This window comes from Pantoea anthophila, assembly GCF_026104315.1.
Taxonomy (GTDB): Bacteria; Pseudomonadota; Gammaproteobacteria; order Enterobacterales; family Enterobacteriaceae; genus Pantoea; species Pantoea anthophila.
On record NZ_CP110473.1, the window covers coordinates 2,831,939 to 2,852,798 of the forward strand.

Annotated in this window: 17 protein-coding genes and 7 tRNA genes; 20 read left to right on the top strand and 4 right to left on the bottom strand. The window is 55.3% G+C overall.

All coding sequences use genetic code 11. The features are described 5' to 3' along the window. Nucleotides 1-147: 147 nt before the first annotated feature. From ybfE to fur, 3 genes are all read left to right on the top strand, one after another. Nucleotides 148-423, top strand: a complete 276-nt coding sequence (ybfE, locus tag OJ965_RS15720) for a LexA regulated protein (RefSeq protein ID WP_009091450.1) — start codon at nucleotides 148-150, stop codon at nucleotides 421-423. Nucleotides 424-555: 132 nt separating this feature from the next. Further along, on the top strand, nucleotides 556-1,086 hold the full coding sequence (gene fldA / locus OJ965_RS15725; RefSeq protein WP_009091452.1) for a flavodoxin FldA: 531 nt from the start codon (nucleotides 556-558) through the stop codon (nucleotides 1,084-1,086). A gap of 345 nt (nucleotides 1,087-1,431) precedes the next feature. Beyond that, entirely contained in the window at nucleotides 1,432-1,875 is a 444-nt protein-coding gene (fur, locus tag OJ965_RS15730) for a ferric iron uptake transcriptional regulator (protein WP_009091454.1), read from the top strand. A 68-nt stretch (nucleotides 1,876-1,943) separates the two neighbouring features. Here fur and OJ965_RS15735 read toward each other — a convergent pair whose 3' ends face one another. The 3 genes from OJ965_RS15735 to nagE form a co-directional block, all read right to left on the bottom strand. Further along, entirely contained in the window at nucleotides 1,944-2,339 is a 396-nt protein-coding gene (locus tag OJ965_RS15735; protein WP_009091456.1) for a hypothetical protein, read from the bottom strand. A 234-nt stretch (nucleotides 2,340-2,573) separates the two neighbouring features. After that, entirely contained in the window at nucleotides 2,574-4,241 is a 1,668-nt protein-coding gene (gene glnS / locus OJ965_RS15740; RefSeq protein ID WP_265136954.1) for a glutamine--tRNA ligase, read from the bottom strand. A gap of 152 nt (nucleotides 4,242-4,393) precedes the next feature. Next, nucleotides 4,394-6,424, bottom strand: coding sequence for an N-acetylglucosamine-specific PTS transporter subunit IIBC (nagE, locus tag OJ965_RS15745; RefSeq protein WP_265136956.1), 2,031 nt, complete (start codon nucleotides 6,422-6,424; stop codon nucleotides 4,394-4,396). 327 nt (nucleotides 6,425-6,751) lie between these two features. Between nagE and nagB the strand changes: the two genes are divergently transcribed. The 12 genes from nagB (at nucleotide 6,752) to OJ965_RS15805 (ending at nucleotide 13,638) form a co-directional block, all read left to right on the top strand. Next, nucleotides 6,752-7,552 (top strand): glucosamine-6-phosphate deaminase, encoded by an 801-nt coding sequence (nagB, locus tag OJ965_RS15750; protein ID WP_009091462.1) that lies wholly within the window; start codon nucleotides 6,752-6,754, stop codon nucleotides 7,550-7,552. A gap of 62 nt (nucleotides 7,553-7,614) precedes the next feature. Next, a complete protein-coding gene (gene nagA / locus OJ965_RS15755; RefSeq protein ID WP_046101418.1) occupies nucleotides 7,615-8,763 on the top strand; it encodes an N-acetylglucosamine-6-phosphate deacetylase in 1,149 nt (382 codons plus the stop codon). 7 nt (nucleotides 8,764-8,770) lie between these two features. Next, nucleotides 8,771-9,991: a DNA-binding transcriptional regulator NagC gene (gene nagC / locus OJ965_RS15760; protein WP_046101417.1), complete on the top strand. Its 1,221-nt coding sequence runs from the start codon at nucleotides 8,771-8,773 to the stop codon at nucleotides 9,989-9,991. A 39-nt stretch (nucleotides 9,992-10,030) separates the two neighbouring features. Next, complete coding sequence (locus OJ965_RS15765; RefSeq protein ID WP_009091467.1) at nucleotides 10,031-10,783, top strand: HAD-IIA family hydrolase; 753 nt, start codon at nucleotides 10,031-10,033, stop codon at nucleotides 10,781-10,783. A 308-nt stretch (nucleotides 10,784-11,091) separates the two neighbouring features. Continuing rightward, complete coding sequence (gene asnB, locus OJ965_RS15770; RefSeq protein ID WP_009091468.1) at nucleotides 11,092-12,759, top strand: asparagine synthase B; 1,668 nt, start codon at nucleotides 11,092-11,094, stop codon at nucleotides 12,757-12,759. Between the two features lie 218 nt (nucleotides 12,760-12,977). Then, nucleotides 12,978-13,054, top strand: a tRNA-Met gene (locus tag OJ965_RS15775). A 9-nt stretch (nucleotides 13,055-13,063) separates the two neighbouring features. Continuing rightward, nucleotides 13,064-13,148 (top strand) — tRNA-Leu (locus OJ965_RS15780). A gap of 22 nt (nucleotides 13,149-13,170) precedes the next feature. After that, nucleotides 13,171-13,245 (top strand) — tRNA-Gln (locus tag OJ965_RS15785). Nucleotides 13,246-13,279: 34 nt separating this feature from the next. Further along, nucleotides 13,280-13,354: transfer RNA gene (locus tag OJ965_RS15790), tRNA-Gln, on the top strand. Nucleotides 13,355-13,376: 22 nt separating this feature from the next. Further along, nucleotides 13,377-13,453 (top strand) — tRNA-Met (locus tag OJ965_RS15795). Nucleotides 13,454-13,459: 6 nt separating this feature from the next. Beyond that, a tRNA-Gln gene (locus OJ965_RS15800) sits at nucleotides 13,460-13,534 on the top strand. Between the two features lie 29 nt (nucleotides 13,535-13,563). Continuing rightward, nucleotides 13,564-13,638 (top strand) — tRNA-Gln (locus OJ965_RS15805). A gap of 97 nt (nucleotides 13,639-13,735) precedes the next feature. Here the strand turns inward: OJ965_RS15805 and ubiF are convergent. After that, on the bottom strand, nucleotides 13,736-14,908 hold the full coding sequence (gene ubiF, locus OJ965_RS15810) for a 3-demethoxyubiquinol 3-hydroxylase (RefSeq protein WP_046101415.1): 1,173 nt from the start codon (nucleotides 14,906-14,908) through the stop codon (nucleotides 13,736-13,738). A 172-nt stretch (nucleotides 14,909-15,080) separates the two neighbouring features. On the opposite strand from ubiF, the gene miaB reads away from it, so the two are divergent. The 5 genes from miaB (at nucleotide 15,081) to lnt (ending at nucleotide 20,738) form a co-directional block, all read left to right on the top strand. Next, a complete protein-coding gene (miaB, locus tag OJ965_RS15815; RefSeq protein WP_009091472.1) occupies nucleotides 15,081-16,505 on the top strand; it encodes a tRNA (N6-isopentenyl adenosine(37)-C2)-methylthiotransferase MiaB in 1,425 nt (474 codons plus the stop codon). A gap of 209 nt (nucleotides 16,506-16,714) precedes the next feature. Beyond that, nucleotides 16,715-17,776: a PhoH family protein gene (locus OJ965_RS15820; RefSeq protein WP_009091474.1), complete on the top strand. Its 1,062-nt coding sequence runs from the start codon at nucleotides 16,715-16,717 to the stop codon at nucleotides 17,774-17,776. Further along, nucleotides 17,773-18,246: an rRNA maturation RNase YbeY gene (ybeY, locus tag OJ965_RS15825; protein WP_058956316.1), complete on the top strand. Its 474-nt coding sequence runs from the start codon at nucleotides 17,773-17,775 to the stop codon at nucleotides 18,244-18,246. The genes OJ965_RS15820 and ybeY overlap by 4 nt, the downstream gene beginning before the upstream one ends. 82 nt (nucleotides 18,247-18,328) lie before the next feature. Beyond that, a complete protein-coding gene (corC, locus tag OJ965_RS15830; RefSeq protein WP_009091478.1) occupies nucleotides 18,329-19,210 on the top strand; it encodes a CNNM family magnesium/cobalt transport protein CorC in 882 nt (293 codons plus the stop codon). A gap of 4 nt (nucleotides 19,211-19,214) precedes the next feature. Beyond that, nucleotides 19,215-20,738 carry an apolipoprotein N-acyltransferase gene (lnt, locus tag OJ965_RS15835; protein WP_265136961.1) on the top strand — a complete coding sequence of 508 codons (1,524 nt, stop codon included), beginning with the start codon at nucleotides 19,215-19,217 and terminating at the stop codon, nucleotides 20,736-20,738. The last annotated feature ends 122 nt before the right edge of the window (nucleotides 20,739-20,860 follow it).

Here is a 20,860-nt window from a genome sequence, read left to right on the forward strand (position 1 = left end):
GGTTTAGGATTGGCGTCCGGAGTAAGCGTGCAGTATGATGGCGCGCTAAAATTTTGCCGCAGGTCGATTTTTCTGCGGCAACGGCCAATAATTTATAATCTGCGCGGTGAGCGTCTGGCGCCCGCACCCATTCAGTTTTACTAAGCCATGGCAAAAGAACACACTGACCGCACGACGCTCGATCTGTTTGCTGATGAGCGCCGCCCGGGTCGCCCCAAAACCAGTCCGCTTTCGCGTGATGAACAGCTGCGCATTAATAAGCGCAATCAACTGAAACGTGACAAAGGGCGCGGACTGCGTCGTGTCGAACTGAAAATGAACAGTGAGGCCGTCGATGCACTCAATTCGCTGGCCGCGCAGCGTAATCTCAGCCGCAGCGAACTGATTGAACAGATGCTGCTGGCGCAGCTCAAACTGGATTGATGCGGGCAAATCGCACGCAGGAGCAAATGTCGAGGCTTTAACCGTTCCGCGGGTTTGTCTCGTCTGCTATTATTCGCAGAAATGTGCTGCGGCACACATCTCATTATCAGGATTTAAGAGGTTATTTTACTCATGGCACTCGTAGGCATCTTCTTTGGCAGCGATACCGGCAACACCGAAAACATTGCAAAAATGATCCAGAAACAGCTGGGTAAAGATGTTGCAGAAGTGCATGACATCGCGAAAAGTACAAAAGAAGACCTGGAAGCGTTTGATATCCTGCTGCTGGGCATCCCGACCTGGTACTACGGTGAAGCGCAGTGCGACTGGGATGACTTCTTCCCGACGCTGGAAGAGATCGATTTCAACGGCAAGCTGGTTGCCCTGTTTGGCTGTGGCGACCAGGAAGATTACGCTGAATATTTCTGTGATGCGATGGGCACAATCCGCGACATTATCGAGCCGCACGGCGCCGTTATCGTGGGTCACTGGCCAACAGAAGGCTACCATTTCGAAGCCTCAAAAGGTCTGGCTGATGAGACGCACTTCCTGGGCCTGGCCATTGACGAAGATCGTCAGCCTGAGCTGACCAGCCAGCGCGTCGATCAGTGGGTTAAGCAGATTTTTGATGAACTGCAGCTGAAAGAGATCATCGAAGCCTGATGCGCCCCGCCTCAATGTGAGCGCCAGCTCACATTGAGGCAATGGAATTTCCTATAGAAATAATAGCCACATTTTTTTAACTTTCTTCGTTTAATCTGTAGAATACCCGCATCGATCTTCCGCGTATTAGCTCAGGCGGTATGACGCAGTGATGTGCTGAAAAACCTCTGCCAGAATCCTCCCCGGCCCGGTGAAGCTTCCCCCATCGCCCATGATGATTCACGGCCCTCAGGTTTTCATTTCATCCCCTGAGCTCTATAATGAGACGCAAATGCGAATGAGCACAGATCGACATTCAAGGCGACAAGCCACAAAAGTGAATATTAGTAACAGGACAAAATCCGCATGACTGACAACAACACCGCATTAAAGAAGGCTGGCCTGAAAGTGACACTGCCCAGACTGAAAATTCTGGAAGTGCTTCAGGAACCTGAGTGCCATCACGTCAGCGCGGAAGATTTGTATAAACGCCTGATCGACATCGGCGAAGAGATTGGCCTGGCCACCGTTTACCGCGTGCTGAACCAGTTCGACGACGCCGGTATTGTGACCCGTCACAACTTTGAAGGCGGCAAATCCGTTTTCGAACTGACGCAGCAGCATCACCACGATCACCTGATCTGCCTGGACTGTGGCAAGGTTATCGAGTTCAGCGATGAATCCATCGAAACGCGTCAGCGTGAAATCGCGACCCGCCATGGCATCAAGCTGACCAACCACAGCCTCTATCTGTACGGACACTGTACGCTGGGCGACTGCCGTGAAGATGAGACCCTGCACGACCAGTAATCTGGCGGGCGGAAATAAAAAAACCGGTTACGTGACCGGTTTTTTTTCGTCTGTGCTCTGCTGAACCCTCAGGCCACCAGCGTCTCCTGCAGATAACGCCAGCGTGGATTCGAGCTGCTGCAATCCAGAATCGCCAGCGAAATACGGCTCTGGTTATTACCATTCAGCATCTGCATCTCACGATACTGCACGGTGATCTCATTTTCGTGATGAGAAAGGATGACGTGCTCACAGGTCGCAATTCGCATCCCTTCCCGCTGCCCCTGCAGCTGTCGGAACAGCTCTTCGACCGCGTTAAGATCGTACTCTTTACCTTTTGGCGTCACCATGCGGAAATCAGGATGGAAAAAGGACATCATCAGCTCAAAGCTGTCATCCGATCCGGCAGGCTGATTAAAAATACGTTCAATGAGCTGATGTAAAACGACGACACTGTGTTTGGCTTCCTGAGCGAGGACTGGCATTTTTTTTCCTTATATAACCCGCTTTGCTACCCCTTAGAGCGCATAGCCTACCTGAAAGCGGACAATTCACATCCTGAAATTGATTAATTTTTTTAAACTCAGATTTCTCTCACAAGGCAGTCCGGGCAGGATTTGCGTTAAGCCAGAATAAACGTCGGCAATTCTCAACACAGGGGCAATAAAAAAGGGCGATTAATCGCCCTTTTGTCATTTTATGAGGTCAGCCCTAAACGATTATTCGCCCGTTTTAGCCCAGGTATCGCGAAGCCCTACGGTGCGGTTAAACACCAGCTGCGTCGGTTTAGAGTAAACGCTGTCGGCGCAGAAATAGCCCTCACGCTCAAACTGGAACGGGGTGACCGCTTCCACATCGCGCAGGCTCGGTTCGACAAAGCCATTTTTGATGCTCAGTGAATCAGGGTTGATCACCGCCAGGAAATCTTCAGCCGCCGCCGGATTCGGTACGCTGAACAGCCGGTCATAGAGGCGGAACTCGGCAGGCTGCGCATGATCCACAGACACCCAGTGAATCACCCCCTTCACCTTGCGGCCATCGGCCGGATCTTTGCTCAGGGTATCCACATCGCTGGTGCAGTAGATGCAGGTAATGTTGCCCGCTTCATCTTTGGCTACCCGCTCTGCACGGATCACATAGGCGTTGCGCAGACGGACTTCTTTGCCCAGAACCAGACGCTTATATTGTTTGTTCGCCTCTTCGCGGAAATCTGCACGGTCAATCCAGATCTCACGGCTGAACGGCACTTCACGCGTGCCCATCTCCGGTTTACCCGGATGGTTAGGCATGGTGATGACCTCGTTGTGACCGGCGGGCAGGTTTTCGATCACCACTTTCAGGGGATCGAGTACTGCCATCGCGCGTGGCGCATTTTCGTTCAGATCATCACGGATGCAGGATTCCAGTGACGCCATCTCGACGATGTTATCCTGCTTGGTCACGCCAATACGACGGCAGAACTCACGGATAGAAGCCGCGGTGTAACCACGACGGCGCAGACCTGAAACGGTCAGCATACGTGGATCATCCCACCCTTCTACGTGCTTCTCGGTCACCAGCTGAGTGAGTTTGCGTTTTGACATCACCGCATACTCCAGATTCAGGCGCGAGAACTCATACTGGCGCGGATGAACCGGAATCGTGATGTTGTCCAGCACCCAGTCATAAAGACGGCGGTTGTCCTGGAACTCCAGCGTACAGAGCGAGTGCGTAATGCCTTCCAGCGCATCGGAAATGCAGTGGGTAAAGTCATACATCGGGTAGATGCACCACTTGTTGCCGGTCTGGTGATGTTCCGCAAACTTGATGCGGTAAAGCACCGGATCGCGCATAACGATGAAGTTCGAAGCCATATCGATTTTGGCGCGCAGACAGGCCGTGCCTTCCGCAAAGCCACCGTTTCGCATTTTTTCAAACAGCGCCAGGTTCTCTTCCACGCTGCGATCGCGATACGGGCTGTTTTTGCCCGGCTCTTTCAGGGTGCCACGATATTCGCGAATCTGATCCGGGCTCAGCTCATCAACGTAAGCCAGCCCTTTGGTAATCAGCTCAACGGCATAGTTGTAGAGCTGATCGAAATAGTCTGATGAGTAGCAGACTTCACCGCTCCACTCAAAACCCAGCCACTGGACGTCACGCTTGATGGATTCAACGAATTCCATATCCTCTTTAACAGGATTGGTATCGTCGAAACGCAGGTTGCATTGCCCCTGATAATCCTGGGCGATGCCAAAATTCAGACAGATCGATTTCGCATGACCAATGTGCAGATAGCCATTGGGCTCCGGCGGAAAACGGGTATGCACGCTGCTGTGCTTACCGCTCGCCAAATCTTCGTCAATGATCTGACGAATAAAGTTAGTTGGGCGGGCTTCAGCCTCACTCATCTCAAAAATCCTCAATACGAATAACGGGTGATTTGTACCACGAAGTAACGGAGTATGATCCACAAAGCGTCTGAGGGAAACAACCGTTTGTTAAGCCTTTAAAACAAAAAAGGCAGGAATCGCTTCCTGCCTGTGGGGTTCTGTTGCGGGGATTAGCCTTTCACTTCATACAGCGGAGTTTCACCTGCGACGACCGGACCGTGGGCCAGGCGTGTCAGACCCGCGAAATCTTCGCTATTGCTGACCACCACCGGACTCACCATCGAGCGGGCATTCGCGTTCAGGAATTCAAGATCCATCTCCAGCACCGGCTGACCGGCTACCACGCTGGCTCCCTCTTCCGCCAGTCGGGTAAAGCCTTTTCCGTCCAGCGCCACGGTATCGAGTCCCATGTGAACCACGATCTCGACACCGTTGTCGGTTTCCAGACAGAACGCATGATTGGTATTGAAGATTTTCACCAGCGTTCCGGCAATGGGTGCCACAACCCATTTGTCGCTGGGTTTGATGGCCAGCCCGTCGCCTACCGCTTTGCTGGCAAAGGCTTCATCCGGAACCGCATCCAGTGCCACGACCTCTCCCGTTACCGGTGCCAGCAGCGTCGCAATAACGCGCTTCTCGCTGTTCAGCACGGCCTGCGGTTTAACCTCCGGCTCTGCCGCTGGCGTCGTACCGGATGCAGCAGCCGCGACCGGGCCTTTAGCCAGCACTTTTTTCATGGCGGAGGCGATGCCTTCGGCCTGGGTGCCGACAATGATCTGCACGCTCTGTTTATTCAGACGGATAACGCCGGACGCGCCCAGACGCTTCGCCACGCTCTCGTTGACCTGAGCCGAATCGTTCACGTTCAGACGCAGACGGGTGATGCAGGCGTCAATGCTGGTCAGGTTAGCGGAGCCACCGACTGCACCGATGTAGCGACGTGCCAGGGATTCCGTGGCGCTTTCACCGTTATCACTGTTGTCCACGTTGACGTCATACCCATCGCTTTCATCACCGGCCACCGCCAGCTCGCGGCCAGGGGTCAACAGATTGAATTTTTTGATGGTGAAGCGGAAGACCACGTAATAGATAACGAAGAACACCAGCCCCTGCGGGATCAGCATGTACCAGTGGGTCGCCAGCGGGTTACGGGTGGAGAGGAACATATCCACCAGCCCGGCGCTGAAACCAAATCCGGCGATCCAGTGCATGCTTGCGGCGATGAAGACAGAAATACCGGTCAGTACGGCGTGGATCAGATAGAGCACCGGTGCCACGAACATGAAGGAGAACTCCAGCGGTTCGGTGATACCGGTAAAGAAGGCGGCAAACGCAGCGGCCAGCATGATACTGCCCACTTTGACGCGATTCTCAGGACGCGCGCAGTGATAGATAGCCAGCGCAGCACCAGGCAGACCAAACATCATGATCGGGAAGAAGCCCGCCTGATAGCGACCGGTAATGCCCACGGTGGCCGACCCATCCGCCAGTGATTGTGCACCGCCGAGGAATTTAGGAATGTCATTAATCCCGGCCACATCAAACCAGAACACGGAGTTCAGAGCGTGATGCAGACCGACCGGAATCAGCAGACGGTTAAAGAAGGCGTAAATACCGGCTCCGACCGAGCCAAGCTTCTGGATATGCTCGCCAAAGCCTACCAGACCATTGAACACCACCGGCCAGATATACATCAGGATAAAGGCGACGAAGATCATCAGGAACGAAACGAGAATCGGCACCAGCCGGCGTCCGCTGAAGAAAGAGAGCGCCTTAGGCAGTTCGACGTGGCTGAAGCGGTTATAGACTTCTGCCGAGAGAATACCGACCAGAATGCCGACAAACTGGTTTTCGATTTTGCCAAAGGCAGCAGGCACCTGAGCCAAAGGAATTTTCTGAATCATTGAGACAGCGGCTGGTGAGCAGAGCGTGGTGACCACCAGGAAGCCAACAAAGCCGGTGAGGGCCGCCGCGCCATCTTTGTCTTTCGACATGCCGTAGGCGATACCGATCGCAAACAGGACTGACATGTGCTCAATAATCGCCGCACCGGACTTGATCAGCAACGCCGCCAGCGCGTTATCTGCACCCCAGCTGACGGGATCGAGGTAGTACCCTACCCCCATAAGTATCGCTGCCGCTGGCAGGGTGGCAACCGGCACCATCAGTGCCCGCCCTACCTTCTGTAAATAACTTAACATGGACCTTCCCCCTATGAGCCTGACTTGTCGCTTTGCGCCGCTTAATGTTGTTATGTCAGCTGCAAAGTTCGTGAATACACTGCATGTCACGCAGCGAAGTGTAATGACAAATTAATTCGCCTCGCAAATTAAAACCCCGACATATGTGACTTTTATCACTAAAAAACATCGGGTCACACTGCAACATCTGGCTATGAATGCAAACTTATTTTATGATCCGAAATATTGAATTGCGCTCCGGCCGTGGCGAGAATAAAAAAATCTGTTCAGGCTGATGATTTACGCAACGGTTCAGCGATCCCCTTTCCATTTCAAATGAGGTGAAACATGAGACTGATTCCTTTAGCGACGCCAACCCAGGTCGGCAAATGGGCCGCCCGACATATCGTTAACCGCATTAACGCGTTTAACCCGACGGCGGAAAAACCTTTCGTTTTGGGTCTGCCTACCGGCGGCACGCCACTGGAGGCATACAAACACCTGATTGATATGCACAAAGCGGGCCAGGTCAGTTTTAAGCATGTTGTGACGTTCAATATGGATGAATATGTGGGCCTGCCAAAAGAGCATCCGGAGAGCTATCACAGCTTCATGTATCGTAATTTCTTCGATCACGTTGATATTCAACCGGAAAATATCAATCTGCTGAATGGTAATGCACCCGATATTGACGCAGAATGTCGTCAGTACGAAGAGAAAATTCGCGCGCTGGGTAAAATTCACCTGTTTATGGGGGGTGTCGGTAACGACGGCCATATCGCCTTTAACGAACCGGCTTCGTCGCTGGCTTCGCGAACCCGCATTAAAACCCTGACCCATGATACCCGCGTGGCGAACTCTCGCTTCTTCAACGGCGACGTTGACCAGGTGCCTAAATACGCGCTGACGGTCGGCGTCGGCACGCTGCTGGATGCAGAGGAAGTGATGATTCTGGTTACCGGCCATGTTAAAGCGCAGGCCCTGCAGGCGGCGGTTGAAGGCAACGTCAACCATATGTGGACCATCAGCTGCCTGCAGCTGCACGCAAAATCGGTGGTGGTGTGTGATGAGCCGGCCACCATGGAACTGAAAGTGAAAACCGTGAAATATTTCCGCGAAATGGAAGCGGAAAATATGAAAGGCGTGTAACAGAACATTGTCATGCCCTGCTGTTACGCTGCGTGACAGCAGGCCAGGACGGGAGAAGAGAGATGTACGCATTAGTCAACGGTCGCATCTACAGCGGTCATGAGATTCTGGATAACTACGCGGTCGTGGTTGACGGGACGCAGATTGCGCACGTCTGCCCGCGTGAAGCGGTTGCGGCGGATGTTGAATTGCGGGATGTGGCGGGTGCCATCATTGCGCCAGGCTTTATCGATCTCCAGCTTAACGGCTGTGGTGGCGTGCAGTTTAATGACGACATTGATGCGCTCAGCGTTGAAACGCTGGAGATCATGCAGCGCGCCAATGAGAAATCGGGCTGCACCAGCTTTTTACCGACGCTGATCACCAGCAGCGATGCCCTGATGAAGCGGGCCATCGAAACCATGCGCGCCTATCTGCAAAAACATCAGCATCAGGCGCTGGGTCTGCATCTGGAAGGCCCGTGGCTCAGCAAGGCGAAGAAAGGCACCCACGATCCGGCGCTGATTCGCCTGCCGGATGCGGCGATGGTGCAGTATCTGTGTGACAACGCCGATGTCATCACCAAAGTGACGCTGGCGCCGGAGAATGCCGGTCGCGAGGTGATTCGACAGCTGACTGACGCCGGAATCATTGTGTCTGCCGGTCACTCCAGTGCAACCTATGAAGAGGCGAAAGCGGGCTTCTCGGCTGGCGTGAGTTTTGCGACACACCTCTACAACGCGATGCCCGCCTTTGCCGGTCGTGAACCGGGGCTTATCGGTGCGCTGTTTGATTCGCCTGATGTATACTGCGGCATTATTGCGGATGGTTTACATGTACATTACGCTAACGTGCGCAATGCTAAACGCATAAAAGGCGACAAGCTGGTGCTGGTAACGGATGCCACCGCACCGGCGGGCGCGGCAATCAGTGAGTTTATTTTTGCTGGCAAAACAATCTATTATCGTGACGGGCTCTGTGTTGACGAAAACGGCACACTCAGTGGTTCAGCCCTGACGATGATTGAAGCGGTACAGAACAGCGTCGAGCATGTGGGTATCGCACTGGACGAAGCATTGCGCATGGCATCACTCTACCCGGCACGGGCGATGGGCGTGGAAAAACAGTTAGGCTCGATCGAAGCAGGAAAAATCGCGAACCTGACTGTGTTTACGCGCGACTTTAAAATCATTAAGACGTTTGTCAACGGAGACGACGTCCTGAGCGAGTAAGCACTGAATGACCACTGGCGGCCAGTCACAAATAGGAAATGTCGATCTAGTTAAGCAACTTAATAGCGCAGCGGTTTACCGGCTGATTGATCAACAGGGGCCGATATCGCGCATTCAGATTGCCGAACTTAGTCAGCTCGCCCCCGCCAGCGTCACGAAAATTACCCGCCAGTTGATTGAGCGCGGCCTGATCAAAGAGGTAGACCAGCAGGCGTCTACCGGTGGTCGCCGCGCTATCTCGATTATCACTGAAACCCGCCACTTCCAGACTATCGGCGTCCGGCTCGGCCGTCACGATGCCACCCTTACGCTGTTTGACCTCAGCGGCAAATCGCTGGCGCAGGAGGATTATGCGCTGCCGGAACGCACCCAGGAGACGCTGGAGCATGCGCTGTTTAATGCCATCAGCGGCTTCATCGAGCAGCACCAGCGTAAAATCCGCGAGCTGATCGCCATTTCCGTGATCCTGCCCGGCCTGGTCGACCCGATTAACGGCGTGATTCGCTATATGCCGCACATCGCTGTCAGCCACTGGCCGCTGGTCGCCAGCCTGAAGAAACGCTTTAACGTCACCAGTTTTGTGGGTCACGATATCCGCAGTCTGGCGCTGGCCGAGCACTACTTCGGTGCAAGCCGCGACTGTGCTGACTCAATTCTGGTGCGGTTACACCGGGGGACCGGTGCAGGCATTATCGCCAACGGCCATATTTTTCTCGGCAGTAACGGTAACGTCGGCGAGATCGGCCACATTCAGGTCGATCCGTTAGGCGAACGCTGCCACTGCGGTAATTTTGGCTGCCTGGAAACCATTGCTGCCAATGGCGCCATTGAAAACCGTGTGCGTCACCTGCTGAATCAGGGCTACCCCAGTGTGCTGACGCTGGAGGCGTGCCAGATGCCTCACATCTGCAAAGCGGCGAATCAGGGTGATGCCCTGGCCTGTGAAGTGATCGAGCACGTGGGGCGCTATCTCGGCAAAGCGATTGCCATCGCCATCAACCTGTTTAATCCACAAAAAGTGGTGCTGGCGGGAGAGATTACCGAAGCAGAAAAAGTGCTGCTGCCCGCGATTGAGGGCTGCATCAATACCCAGGCATTAGAGGCCTTCCGTAAGCATCTGCCGGTTGTTCGTTCGACACTGGATCATCGTTCTGCGATTGGTGCCTTTGCGCTGGCTAAACGTGCCATGCTTAACGGCATTCTGCTGCAACACCTTCTGGAAGATTAAGCTCACCCGCTGCTGTGGCGGGCCACACCGGATCTGACTATGACCATAAAAAGCGTAATTTGTGATATCGATGGCGTGCTGATGCACGACAACACGGCCGTTCCCGGCGCACAGGAATTTCTGCAGCGCATTCTGGCCAAAGAGATGCCGCTGGTGGTGCTGACCAACTACCCTTCGCAGACTGAGCAGGATCTGGCTAATCGTTTTGCCTCAGCAGGCGTTGAGGTGCCCGATTCCGTCTTCTACACCTCGGCAATGGCCACCGCGGACTTCCTGCGCCGTCAGGAGGGCAAAAAGGCGTATGTGATTGGTGAGGGGGCGCTGATTCATGAACTCTACAAAGCAGGCTTTACCATTACCGATGTGAATCCCGACTTTGTGATTGTCGGAGAGACCCGCTCCTTTAACTGGGACATGATGCATAAAGCGGCCTTCTTTGTTGCCAACGGCGCTCGCTTTATTGCCACCAATCCCGATACCCATGCGCGTGGGTTTATTCCCGCCTGTGGCGCACTCTGTGCGGGGATTGAGAAGATATCCGGCCGCAGCCCCTTTGTTGTGGGCAAACCAAGCCCTTACATCATGCGTGCCGCGCTGAACAAAATGCAGGCTCACTCCGAAGAGACGGTCATCGTCGGCGATAACCTGCGCACCGATATTCTGGCCGGTTTCCAGGCGGGTCTGGAGACGGTGCTGGTGCTCTCTGGCGTTTCCACCCTGAGCGATATTGACGCGATGCCGTTCCGCCCGGACTGGATCTATCCCTCTGTTGCCGATATTGACCTGTTCTGATTCAGTTTGCTTATGACGCATCCGGCTGAATTGTGATGCGTCTCCCCTTTTTCTCCGCTTTTAGCCCTTGTTTGCCGCCTGATTTTTGCTCAAAAAATGCATTTCATTGCGGATCCAACAACAAATAAGCCATTAAATTATCGTTTATTCAATTTTATCGTCATGTGATCAATATTTTTATCAGTAAATCACGATTCCTCTTGCATTGACGGCACCAAATAGCGCATTTTCTTATCTATCACGCAGCGTCAGGCTGCCGGACAAACCTAAAAGATAACATCGCCGTAAGGTGAGCTCAGGAGTCAGTTATGTGTTCAATTTTTGGTGTGCTGGATCTGAAAAGCGATCCTGTTGAGCTGCGCAAAAAGGCGCTGGAATGTTCACGCTTAATGCGTCATCGCGGCCCGGACTGGTCAGGCGTCTACGCTGATGACCATGCCATCCTGGCGCATGAACGTCTCTCAATTGTTGACGTTAACAACGGCGCACAGCCGCTGTACAACGCCGACCACACCCATGTCCTGGCAGTCAACGGCGAAATTTATAACCATCAGGCGCTGCGCGCGGAACTCAGCGATCGCTATGCGTTTCAGACCGGTTCTGACTGTGAAGTGATTCTGGCGCTCTATCAGGAGAAAGGGGTCGACTTCCTTGATGACCTGGAAGGCATGTTCGCCTTTATCCTCTACGACAGCGTCAAAAACACGTATCTGATTGGCCGTGACCATATCGGTATTATCCCGCTCTATATGGGTAACGATGAGCATGGCAACCTCTATGTCGCGTCAGAAATGAAAGCGCTGGTACCGGTCTGCCGTTCGATTAAAGAGTTTCCGCCGGGAAGCTACCTCTCCAGCACCGATGGCGAAATCCGTCGTTACTGGCAGCGTGACTGGATGGAATATAAAAACGTTGAGCACAACACCACCGATGCGGCCGGCCTGAAGCATGCGCTGGAAGAGTCTGTGAAAAGTCACCTGATGTCAGATGTGCCTTACGGTGTGCTGCTGTCGGGCGGTCTGGACTCCTCCATCATTTCCGCCGTGACCAAACGTTTTGCGGCAAAGCGTGTTGAAGACCAGGATAAAAGTGATGCGTGGTGGCCACAGCTTCACTCCTTTGCTGTCGGGCTGGAAGGCTCACCCGATCTGAAAGCGGCGAAAGCCGTGGCGGAACATCTGGGCACCGTGCACCATGAGATTCATTTCACCGTGCAGGAAGGTCTGGATGCGATTCGCGATGTGATTTATCACATTGAAACCTATGACGTCACCACCATCCGTGCCTCCACGCCGATGTACTTAATGTCGCGTAAAATCAAGGCAATGGGCATCAAGATGGTGCTGTCAGGCGAAGGCGCAGATGAAGTGTTCGGCGGCTACCTTTACTTCCATAAAGCCCCCAACGCTAAAGAGTTCCACGAAGAAAACGTGCGTAAACTGCAGGCCCTGCATATGTTCGACTGTGCCCGCGCCAACAAAGCGATGTCCGCCTGGGGCGTTGAGGCCCGCGTGCCGTTCCTGGATAAAAAATTCCTGGATGTGGCGATGCGTATCAACCCGGAAGATAAAATGTGTGGCAGCAACGGCAAAATGGAGAAGCACATTCTGCGTGAATGTTTCTCCTCCTACCTGCCGGAAAGCGTGGCGTGGCGTCAGAAAGAGCAGTTCTCAGATGGCGTCGGTTACAGCTGGATTGACTCGCTGAAAGAGGTGGCTGCGAAGCAAATCAGCGACCAGCAGCTGGCAACCGCTCACTTCCGCTTCCCGCACAACACGCCGGGGTCGAAGGAAGCCTATCTCTACCGTGAGATCTTTGAAGAGCTGTTCCCGCTGGCCAGCGCCGCGGAGTGTGTGCCAGGCGGTCCATCAGTAGCCTGTTCGTCAGCCAAAGCGATCGAGTGGGACGAGGCGTTTAAAAACATGAACGATCCATCAGGTCGTGCCGTTGGTGTGCATCAGTCAGCCTATCAATAAGCCGACTGAGCACGGTCAGAATGGGCCCGCTGCGGCCCATTTTTTTGACGATTAGCGTTGTATTCACTGAAAAATTGCCGAATAAACCGCCATGCTGGTTATAAGCCACGCAAACAGCCATAACCAGGCAAAAATCGGTAAAAAAATTGTTGACGCTGTCAGGTCAACTCCGCATAATGCGCCCCGCAACGCCGATGAAGGTAACGCGAAAAAAAGATGGCTACGTAGCTCAGCTGGTTAGAGCACAGCACTCATAATGCTGGGGTCACAGGTTCGATTCCCGTCGTAGCCACCATCTTTTTTTGCGGGAGTGGCGAAATTGGTAGACGCACCAGATTTAGGTTCTGGCGCCGCAAGGTGTGCGAGTTCAAGTCTCGCCTCCCGCACCATTTCATTATTCGGCAGCGTGGATGGGATATCGCCAAGCGGTAAGGCACCGGTTTTTGATACCGGCATTCCCTGGTTCGAATCCAGGTATCCCAGCCAATTTTGATGATTCTCGATGCTGAGAACGGACGAATGGGATATCGCCAAGCGGTAAGGCACCGGTTTTTGATACCGGCATTCCCTGGTTCGAATCCAGGTATCCCAGCCATCATTAAAATGCAGTACAATTTGGCTACGTAGCTCAGCTGGTTAGAGCACAGCACTCATAATGCTGGGGTCACAGGTTCGATTCCCGTCGTAGCCACCATATAATTGGGGTGTCGCCAAGCGGTAAGGCACTGGTTTCTGATACCAGCATTCCGGGGTTCGAATCCCTGCACCCCAGCCATACAAAGACAATTTGAAAAACACCATTATTGGGGTGTCGCCAAGCGGTAAGGCACTGGTTTCTGATACCAGCATTCCGGGGTTCGAATCCCTGCACCCCAGCCAAATTGCACAACAGGCCCGCTTTTGCGGGCTTTGTTGTTTTTGTCCTCTGCCTTTCTGACGGCTGACCCACCCTGCGGTGAGCCAGACCGCCTCTCTGTTACAATCCCAGCGCGTAGCGCAGCACCTGCCGCTTCAGTACCCCGGAATGTTCGGCGGCGATCAAACCGAGATTTCGTGCAAACCGCAGCGGAGCCAGCTGATTGCTGAAGGCGAAGTAGAAGAGATCCATCCCCCCCTGCATCAGCATGTTGTCGCGGCGGCGCTTGCGGTGATAACGCTGCAGCACCCGCTCAGAGGCCCACTCTTCCGCCGCATCGCGCGCGCTGACCAGCACATCAATCAACGCATCAATATCGCGATAGCCCAGATTAACGCCCTGCCCGGCCAGCGGATTGATGGTGTGCGCCGCATCGCCAACCAGCGCCAGCCCCGGCAGCACATACTGCGACGCGTGACGGCGCACCAGCGGGAAACTGCCCGCCGCGTGGGCTTTAAAACGTCCCAGCCGCGCCGGGAAGTGACTGGCAATCTCTTTTTCCAGCTGAGCCATCGGCATCGCCTGAAGCTGACGGACTCTTGCCGGTGCGTCATACCAGACCAGCGAGGCCCGGTTGTCATACAGCGGCAAAAAGGCGCGTGGCCCCTGAGGAGTGAAGTGCTGCCAGGTGGCATCGCCTGCCGGATGTTCACAGGTCACGCTGATCAGTAAACAGGACTGCGCATAGCTCCAGCCATGAATCCCGATGCCGGCCATCTGCCGCACCTGCGAATTGGCCCCATCGGCGCCGATCACCAGCCGGGTATGCAGGGTCACGCCATCGCTCAGGTCGACGCGCCAGCCGCCGTTTTCCGGCTGCAGATTTTCCAGCGTGGCCGGGCAGTAGCAGGTCACATCCCGCGACTGCATCTCTTCCCACAACGCGCGCTGAAGAACGCTGTTCTCGACCATGAAGCCCAGCTCCGGCAATCCCAGCGAGGCGGCATCGAAACTCACCTGCGCCGTCTGCCACTCCCAGGTTTCCAGCCTGCGATAAGGGGCGCTTCGCATCGCTTCTACCCGCGGCCAGACGCTGAGCTGCTTCAGTAACGCCACCGAGGAGGAACCGATCGCTGAAATGCGCAGATCGGGATCGCTGTCGGCATCAAAGGGGGCGGGTTCGGCGCGTTCAATGACCGCCACGCGGAAACGCTGCTGCGTCAGTCCGCAGGCCAGCGCAGCACCCACCATGCCTCCCCCGACAATCACCACATCAAACTGATTATCCTGCATTGCTTCTATCCTTCTCTTATTGCCGTCCGCCTGCGCAACACGGGTCTGAATACAGCAAAGTGTACCGGAAAACCGGATAGCTGACAGAAAAGCCCGCAGGCTGGTCACAACCGCATCAAAGCATTACAATACGCGCCCCGCACTTCACTGCACTGAATCAATGGCTAGCGCGATGACAAAAAAACTGCATATCAAAACCTGGGGATGTCAGATGAATGAGTATGATTCATCGAAGATGTCTGATCTGCTGAACAGTACGCACGGCTATACGCTGACCGAGGTCGCTGAAGAAGCGGATGTTCTGCTGCTTAACACCTGCTCTATCCGCGAAAAAGCGCAGGAGAAGGTTTTCCACCAGCTGGGGCGCTGGAGAAAGCTGAAAGAGCGTAACCCGGATGTGATCATTGGCGTGGGCGGCTGTGTGGCGTCACAGGAAGGTGATCATATTCGTCAGCGAGCGCCCTGTGTGGACATCGTATTTGGCCCGCAGACCCTGCACCGCCTGCCGGAGATGATCAACACCGTGCGCGGTAGTAAAAGCCCGGTGGTAGACATCAGCTTCCCGGAAATCGAAAAGTTTGACCGCCTGCCGGAACCCCGCGCAGAAGGTCCGACAGCCTTTGTCTCCATCATGGAAGGCTGCAACAAATATTGCACGTTCTGCGTGGTGCCTTACACCCGTGGTGAGGAAGTGAGCCGTCCGTGTGACGACATTCTGCTGGAGATTGCTCAGCTGGCGGCGCAGGGCGTGCGCGAAGTGAACCTGCTGGGTCAGAACGTCAATGCCTGGCGCGGTGCTTCCTTTGATGGCGACACCTGTACCTTCGCTGAGCTGCTGCGCCTGGTCGCCGCCATCGACGGTATTGACCGCATCCGCTTCACCACCAGCCACCCGATTGAGTTCACGGATGACATCATCGATGTCTACCGTGATACGCCGGAGCTGGTGAGCTTCCTCCATCTGCCGGTGCAGAGCGGCGCAGACCGCATTCTCACGCTGATGAAACGTGCCCACACGGCACTGGAATATAAAGCGATTATCCGCAAGCTGCGCGCGGCGCGTCCCGATATTGAGATCAGCTCTGACTTCATCATCGGTTTTCCGGGTGAAACCCAGCAGGATTTCGAGCAGACCATGAAGCTCATCGCCGACGTGAATTTCGATGTCAGCTTCAGCTTTGTCTACTCAGCCCGTCCCGGCACGCCCGCCGCTGACCTGCCGGATGATGTCAGCGAGGAGGAGAAGAAGCAGCGTCTGTGGATCCTGCAGGATCGCATCAACCAGCAGGCGCAGGCGATCAGTCGCCGCATGCTGGGCACCGTGCAGCGTATTCTGGTTGAAGGCATCTCCCGCAAGAACGTCATGGAAGTCTCTGGCCGCACCGAAAATAACCGCGTGGTCAACTTTGAAGGCTCACCTGAGATGATCGGCCGGTTTGTGGATGTTGAAATTGTCGATGTCTACACCAACTCCCTGCGCGGCAGGCTGGTGCGCACCGAAGATGAGATGGGCCTGCGCATGGCACAGAGCCCGGCGTCTGTGATTGCCCGCACCCGCAAAGAGAACGACATCGGCGTGGGTCTCTTCCAGCCGTGATACCGGCTTTATTGTGCGGCAGCGCGCTTCGCGCTGCCGCCAGTTTCACATTGCGACACTTGCTTTCTGAAGCTGTTGCCCAAATATCTCTCCTTAAGCTTGCGCCCAGGCGTTACGGCATAAATAATTTCGTTATGGTGCATCCGGTTAAGCTCAACGGTGCGTCAGACACACCCCATAACTGGCCCTGAGTGACCCAAAGGATTCGTTTGAATATCGAAACTCGTGAAATCGCCCTTGAACCGGCTGATAACCGTCGTCTGATGAGCCTGTGCGGGCCGTTCGATGACAATGTGAAACAGCTCGAGCGCCGACTGGGTATTGAGATCAATCGTCGCGACAACGTCTTTAAGCTGGTTGGACGCCCTCTGTGCGTCAATGCCGCCGCCGATATCCTGAAAACGCTCTATGTGGATACGGCACCCGTGCGCGGCGACATTCCGGATATCGAGCCGGACCAGATTCATCTCGCCATCAAAGAGAGCCGGGTGCTGGAGCAAACCGCCGACAGCGTGCCGGAGTACGGTAAAGCGGTCAACATCAAGACCAAACGTGGCGTTATCAAGCCGCGCACGCCGAACCAGGCGCAGTACATCGCAAATGTCCTCGACCACGATATCACCTTTGGTATCGGCCCGGCCGGTACCGGTAAAACCTATCTGGCCGTGGCCGCCGCGGTGGACGCGCTGGAGCGTCAGGAGATCCGTCGCATCATGCTGACCCGCCCGGCGGTAGAAGCGGGTGAAAAACTGGGCTTCCTGCCCGGCGATCTGAGCCAGAAAGTCGACCCCTATCTGCGTCCGCTCTACGATGCGCTGTTTGAAATGCTCGGTTTCGAGCGGGTTGAAAAGCTGATGGAGCGCAACGTCATTGAAGTGGCCCCGCTGGCCTACATGCGTGGTCGTACCCTGAACGATGCGTTTATCATTCTTGATGAGAGCCAGAACACCACCATCGAACAGATGAAGATGTTCCTGACGCGTATCGGCTTTAACTCCAAAGCGGTCATTACCGGCGACGTGACCCAGATTGACCTGCCGCGCCACGTTAAGTCCGGCCTGCGTCACGCCATTGAGGTGCTCTCTGATGTGGAGGAGATTAGCTTCAACTTCTTCCACAGCGAGGATGTGGTTCGCCATCCTGTCGTGGCCCGCATTGTCACCGCCTATGAAGCCTGGGAAGCGGCCGATCAGACCCGGCGTGACCAGCAGGCTGAAGAGCGCAAACGTGAAGCACTGGCGGCGCAGAGCGCAACCCAGGAGAGCAAATGAGCGAGGTGATTCTCGACCTGCAGGTCGCCTGTGAAAACAGCGCAGGGTTGCCGGATGAAAGCCAGTTTCATCGCTGGCTCTCGGCGGCGGTTGCCCCTTTTCAGCCCGACAGCGAAGTCACCGTCCGTCTGGTTGATGAAGCCGAAAGTCATGAGCTTAATCTGACTTATCGCGGTAAAGACAAGCCGACTAACGTGCTCTCCTTCCCGTTTGAAGCCCCGCCGGGTATTGAGCTGCCGCTGCTGGGCGATCTCATCATCTGCCGTCAGGTGGTTGAGCAGGAAGCGGCTGAACAGGGTAAAAGCGTGGAGGCGCACTGGGCCCACATGGTCGTGCACGGGACGCTGCATCTGCTGGGATATGACCATATTGATGACGACGAAGCCGATGAAATGGAAGGGCTGGAGACCGAGATAATGCTTGCTCTTGGGTATCCTGATCCGTACATTTCGGAGAAAGAAGACGCCTGAATCCCGCATTCAGGCTATCCGGCTGTCAGTGCATGTGGCTGACAGCCCCCATTCCTCACCAGAGAGATCTTTAAAAACCGCCATGAGCGACGACCATTCTCAAAACAGCGATGCACCCAGTAGTAAAAAGGGATTTTTCTCCCTGTTAATCAACCAGCTTTTTCACGGCGAACCCAAAAACCGTGATGAGCTACTGGAGCTGATCCGCGACTCGAACAACAAAGAGCTGATTGACCAGGACACCCGCGACATGCTCGAAGGGGTACTGGATATTGCGGAGCAGCGCGTGCGTGACATCATGATCCCGCGCTCGCAGATGATCACCCTGAAACGGAATCAGAGCCTTGAAGAGTGTCTGGATGTCATCATCGACTCCGCGCACTCCCGTTTCCCGGTGATCAGCGAAGATAAAGATCATGTGGAAGGTATCCTGATGGCGAAAGATTTACTGCCGTTTATGAGCAGCGAATCCGAACCTTTCAGCATTGAAAAAGTGCTGCGTCCTGCGGTGGTGGTGCCGGAAAGTAAGCGTGTGGATCGGATGCTGAAAGAGTTTCGCTCCCAGCGTTACCACATGGCGATCGTGATTGATGAGTTTGGCGGCGTCTCCGGCCTGGTGACCATTGAAGATATCCTGGAACTGATCGTCGGTGAGATTGAAGATGAGTATGACGACGAAGAAGATCGTGATATCCGTCAGCTCAACCGCCACACCTTCACGGTGCGCGCGCTGACCGCCATTGAAGATTTCAATGAAGTGTTTGGCACACAGTTCAGTGATGATGAAGTCGACACCATCGGGGGCCTGGTGATGCAGGGCTTCGGCCATCTGCCTGCACGTGGTGAAAGCATCGAGATTGAAGGTTACCAGTTCAAGGTGGCGATGGCGGACAGCCGACGCATCATCCAGGTTCATGTGACTATTCCGGAAAACGCGCCACAACCTCAACTGGAAGACGAATAAGTCTATGGCTTTCGCCTCACTTTACCCGCGTCAGCGGGTTCGCCTGCTGCTGGCTTTAATAACGGGTGCGTCTGGCACCCTCGCCTTCTCCCCCTACGATTTCTGGCCCGCCGCACTGCTGTCACTGTGCGGTTTACAGCTGCTGACCCTTAACCGTTCCACTCCGCAGGCCAGTGCCATCGGCTTTGTCTGGGGGCTGGGCCTGTTTGGCAGCGGCGTCAACTGGGTTTACGTCAGCATCGCCACCTTTGGCGGTATGCCCGGCCCGGTGAACGTGTTTATTGTGGCGCTGCTCGCCGCCTATCTGGCGCTCTATCCAGCCCTGTTTGCCGGTGTGCTGAACCGCCTGTGGCCCCGCACTTCACTGTGGCGGCTGGCGCTGGCCGCCCCGGCGCTGTGGCAGATCACCGAGTTTCTGCGCGGCTGGGTGCTGACCGGCTTTCCGTGGCTGCAGTTTGGTTACAGCCAGATCGACGGACCGCTGAAGGGTCTGGCACCGCTGGCGGGCGTTGAAACCCTGACCTTCCTGCTCATGGTTATCGCCGGGCTGCTGGCTTATGCCCTGCAGCAGCGCAATGTCAGAAGTCTGATCGCCGCGCTGCTGCTGCTGGCGCTGCCGTGGCCGTTGCGCTACCTCCAGTGGGTTGAGCCGATGCCCGAACGCACCGTCGAGGTGGCGCTGGTTCAGGGCAACATTCCGCAATCCATGAAGTGGGACCCGCAGCAGCTGCTCAACACGCTGCGCATTTACACCGGCCTCAGTCAGCCGCTGATGGGCAAAGCGCCGATCATTATCTGGCCGGAGTCAGCGATAACCGATCTGGAAAGCAACCAGCAGCCCTTCCTGCATTCGCTGGATGATGAGCTGCGTCAGCGCGGCAGTTCGCTGGTCACCGGTATTGTTGACTCCCGGCTGGAGCAGAACCGCTATCACGACTACAACACGGTCATCGTGCTGGGCGGCAAAGCGCCGTACAACTACTTCAGTGGCAACCGCTACCAGAAAAATCATCTGGTGCCGTTTGGTGAATTTGTGCCGCTGGCCGATCTGCTGCGTCCGCTGGCTCCGTTCTTCGATTTACCGATGTCCGCGTTCAGCCGGGGCAACTATCTCCAGCCGCAGCTCAGCGTGGCGGGATATCACCTTACCACGGCGATCTGTTATGAGATCGTGCTGGGTGAACAGGTGCGGGCCAACTTCCATCCCGATACGAACTTCCTGCTGACCGTTTCTAATGATGCCTGGTTTGGTCACTCGATCGGCCCATGGCAGCATTTCCAGATGGCGCGGATGCGGGCGCTGGAACTGGGTCGTCCGCTGTTACGCAGCACTAACAATGGCGTCACGGCCGTGGTGGATGCGAAAGGCGATGTGGCGTCAATTCTGCCGCAGTTCACCCGCGATGTCCTGACCAGCAAAGTCACCCCGACCCAGGGGGAAACGCCCTACGCGAAAGCGGGCGTCTGGCCGGTGTGGTCTCTGACGCTGCTGGCTGCGGTAATTGCCCTGCTGCGTCGCCGTCGATAACCGCCCTCTCTGACACACCCGACCCGCGCCGTCCATGGCGCGGGTCGCTTTCCGCTTCAGCCCCTGTTTCCTGCGCTTTCATCTGACGCTTTACTGCCAGATTCCTCCGGCTTTGGGCGTGT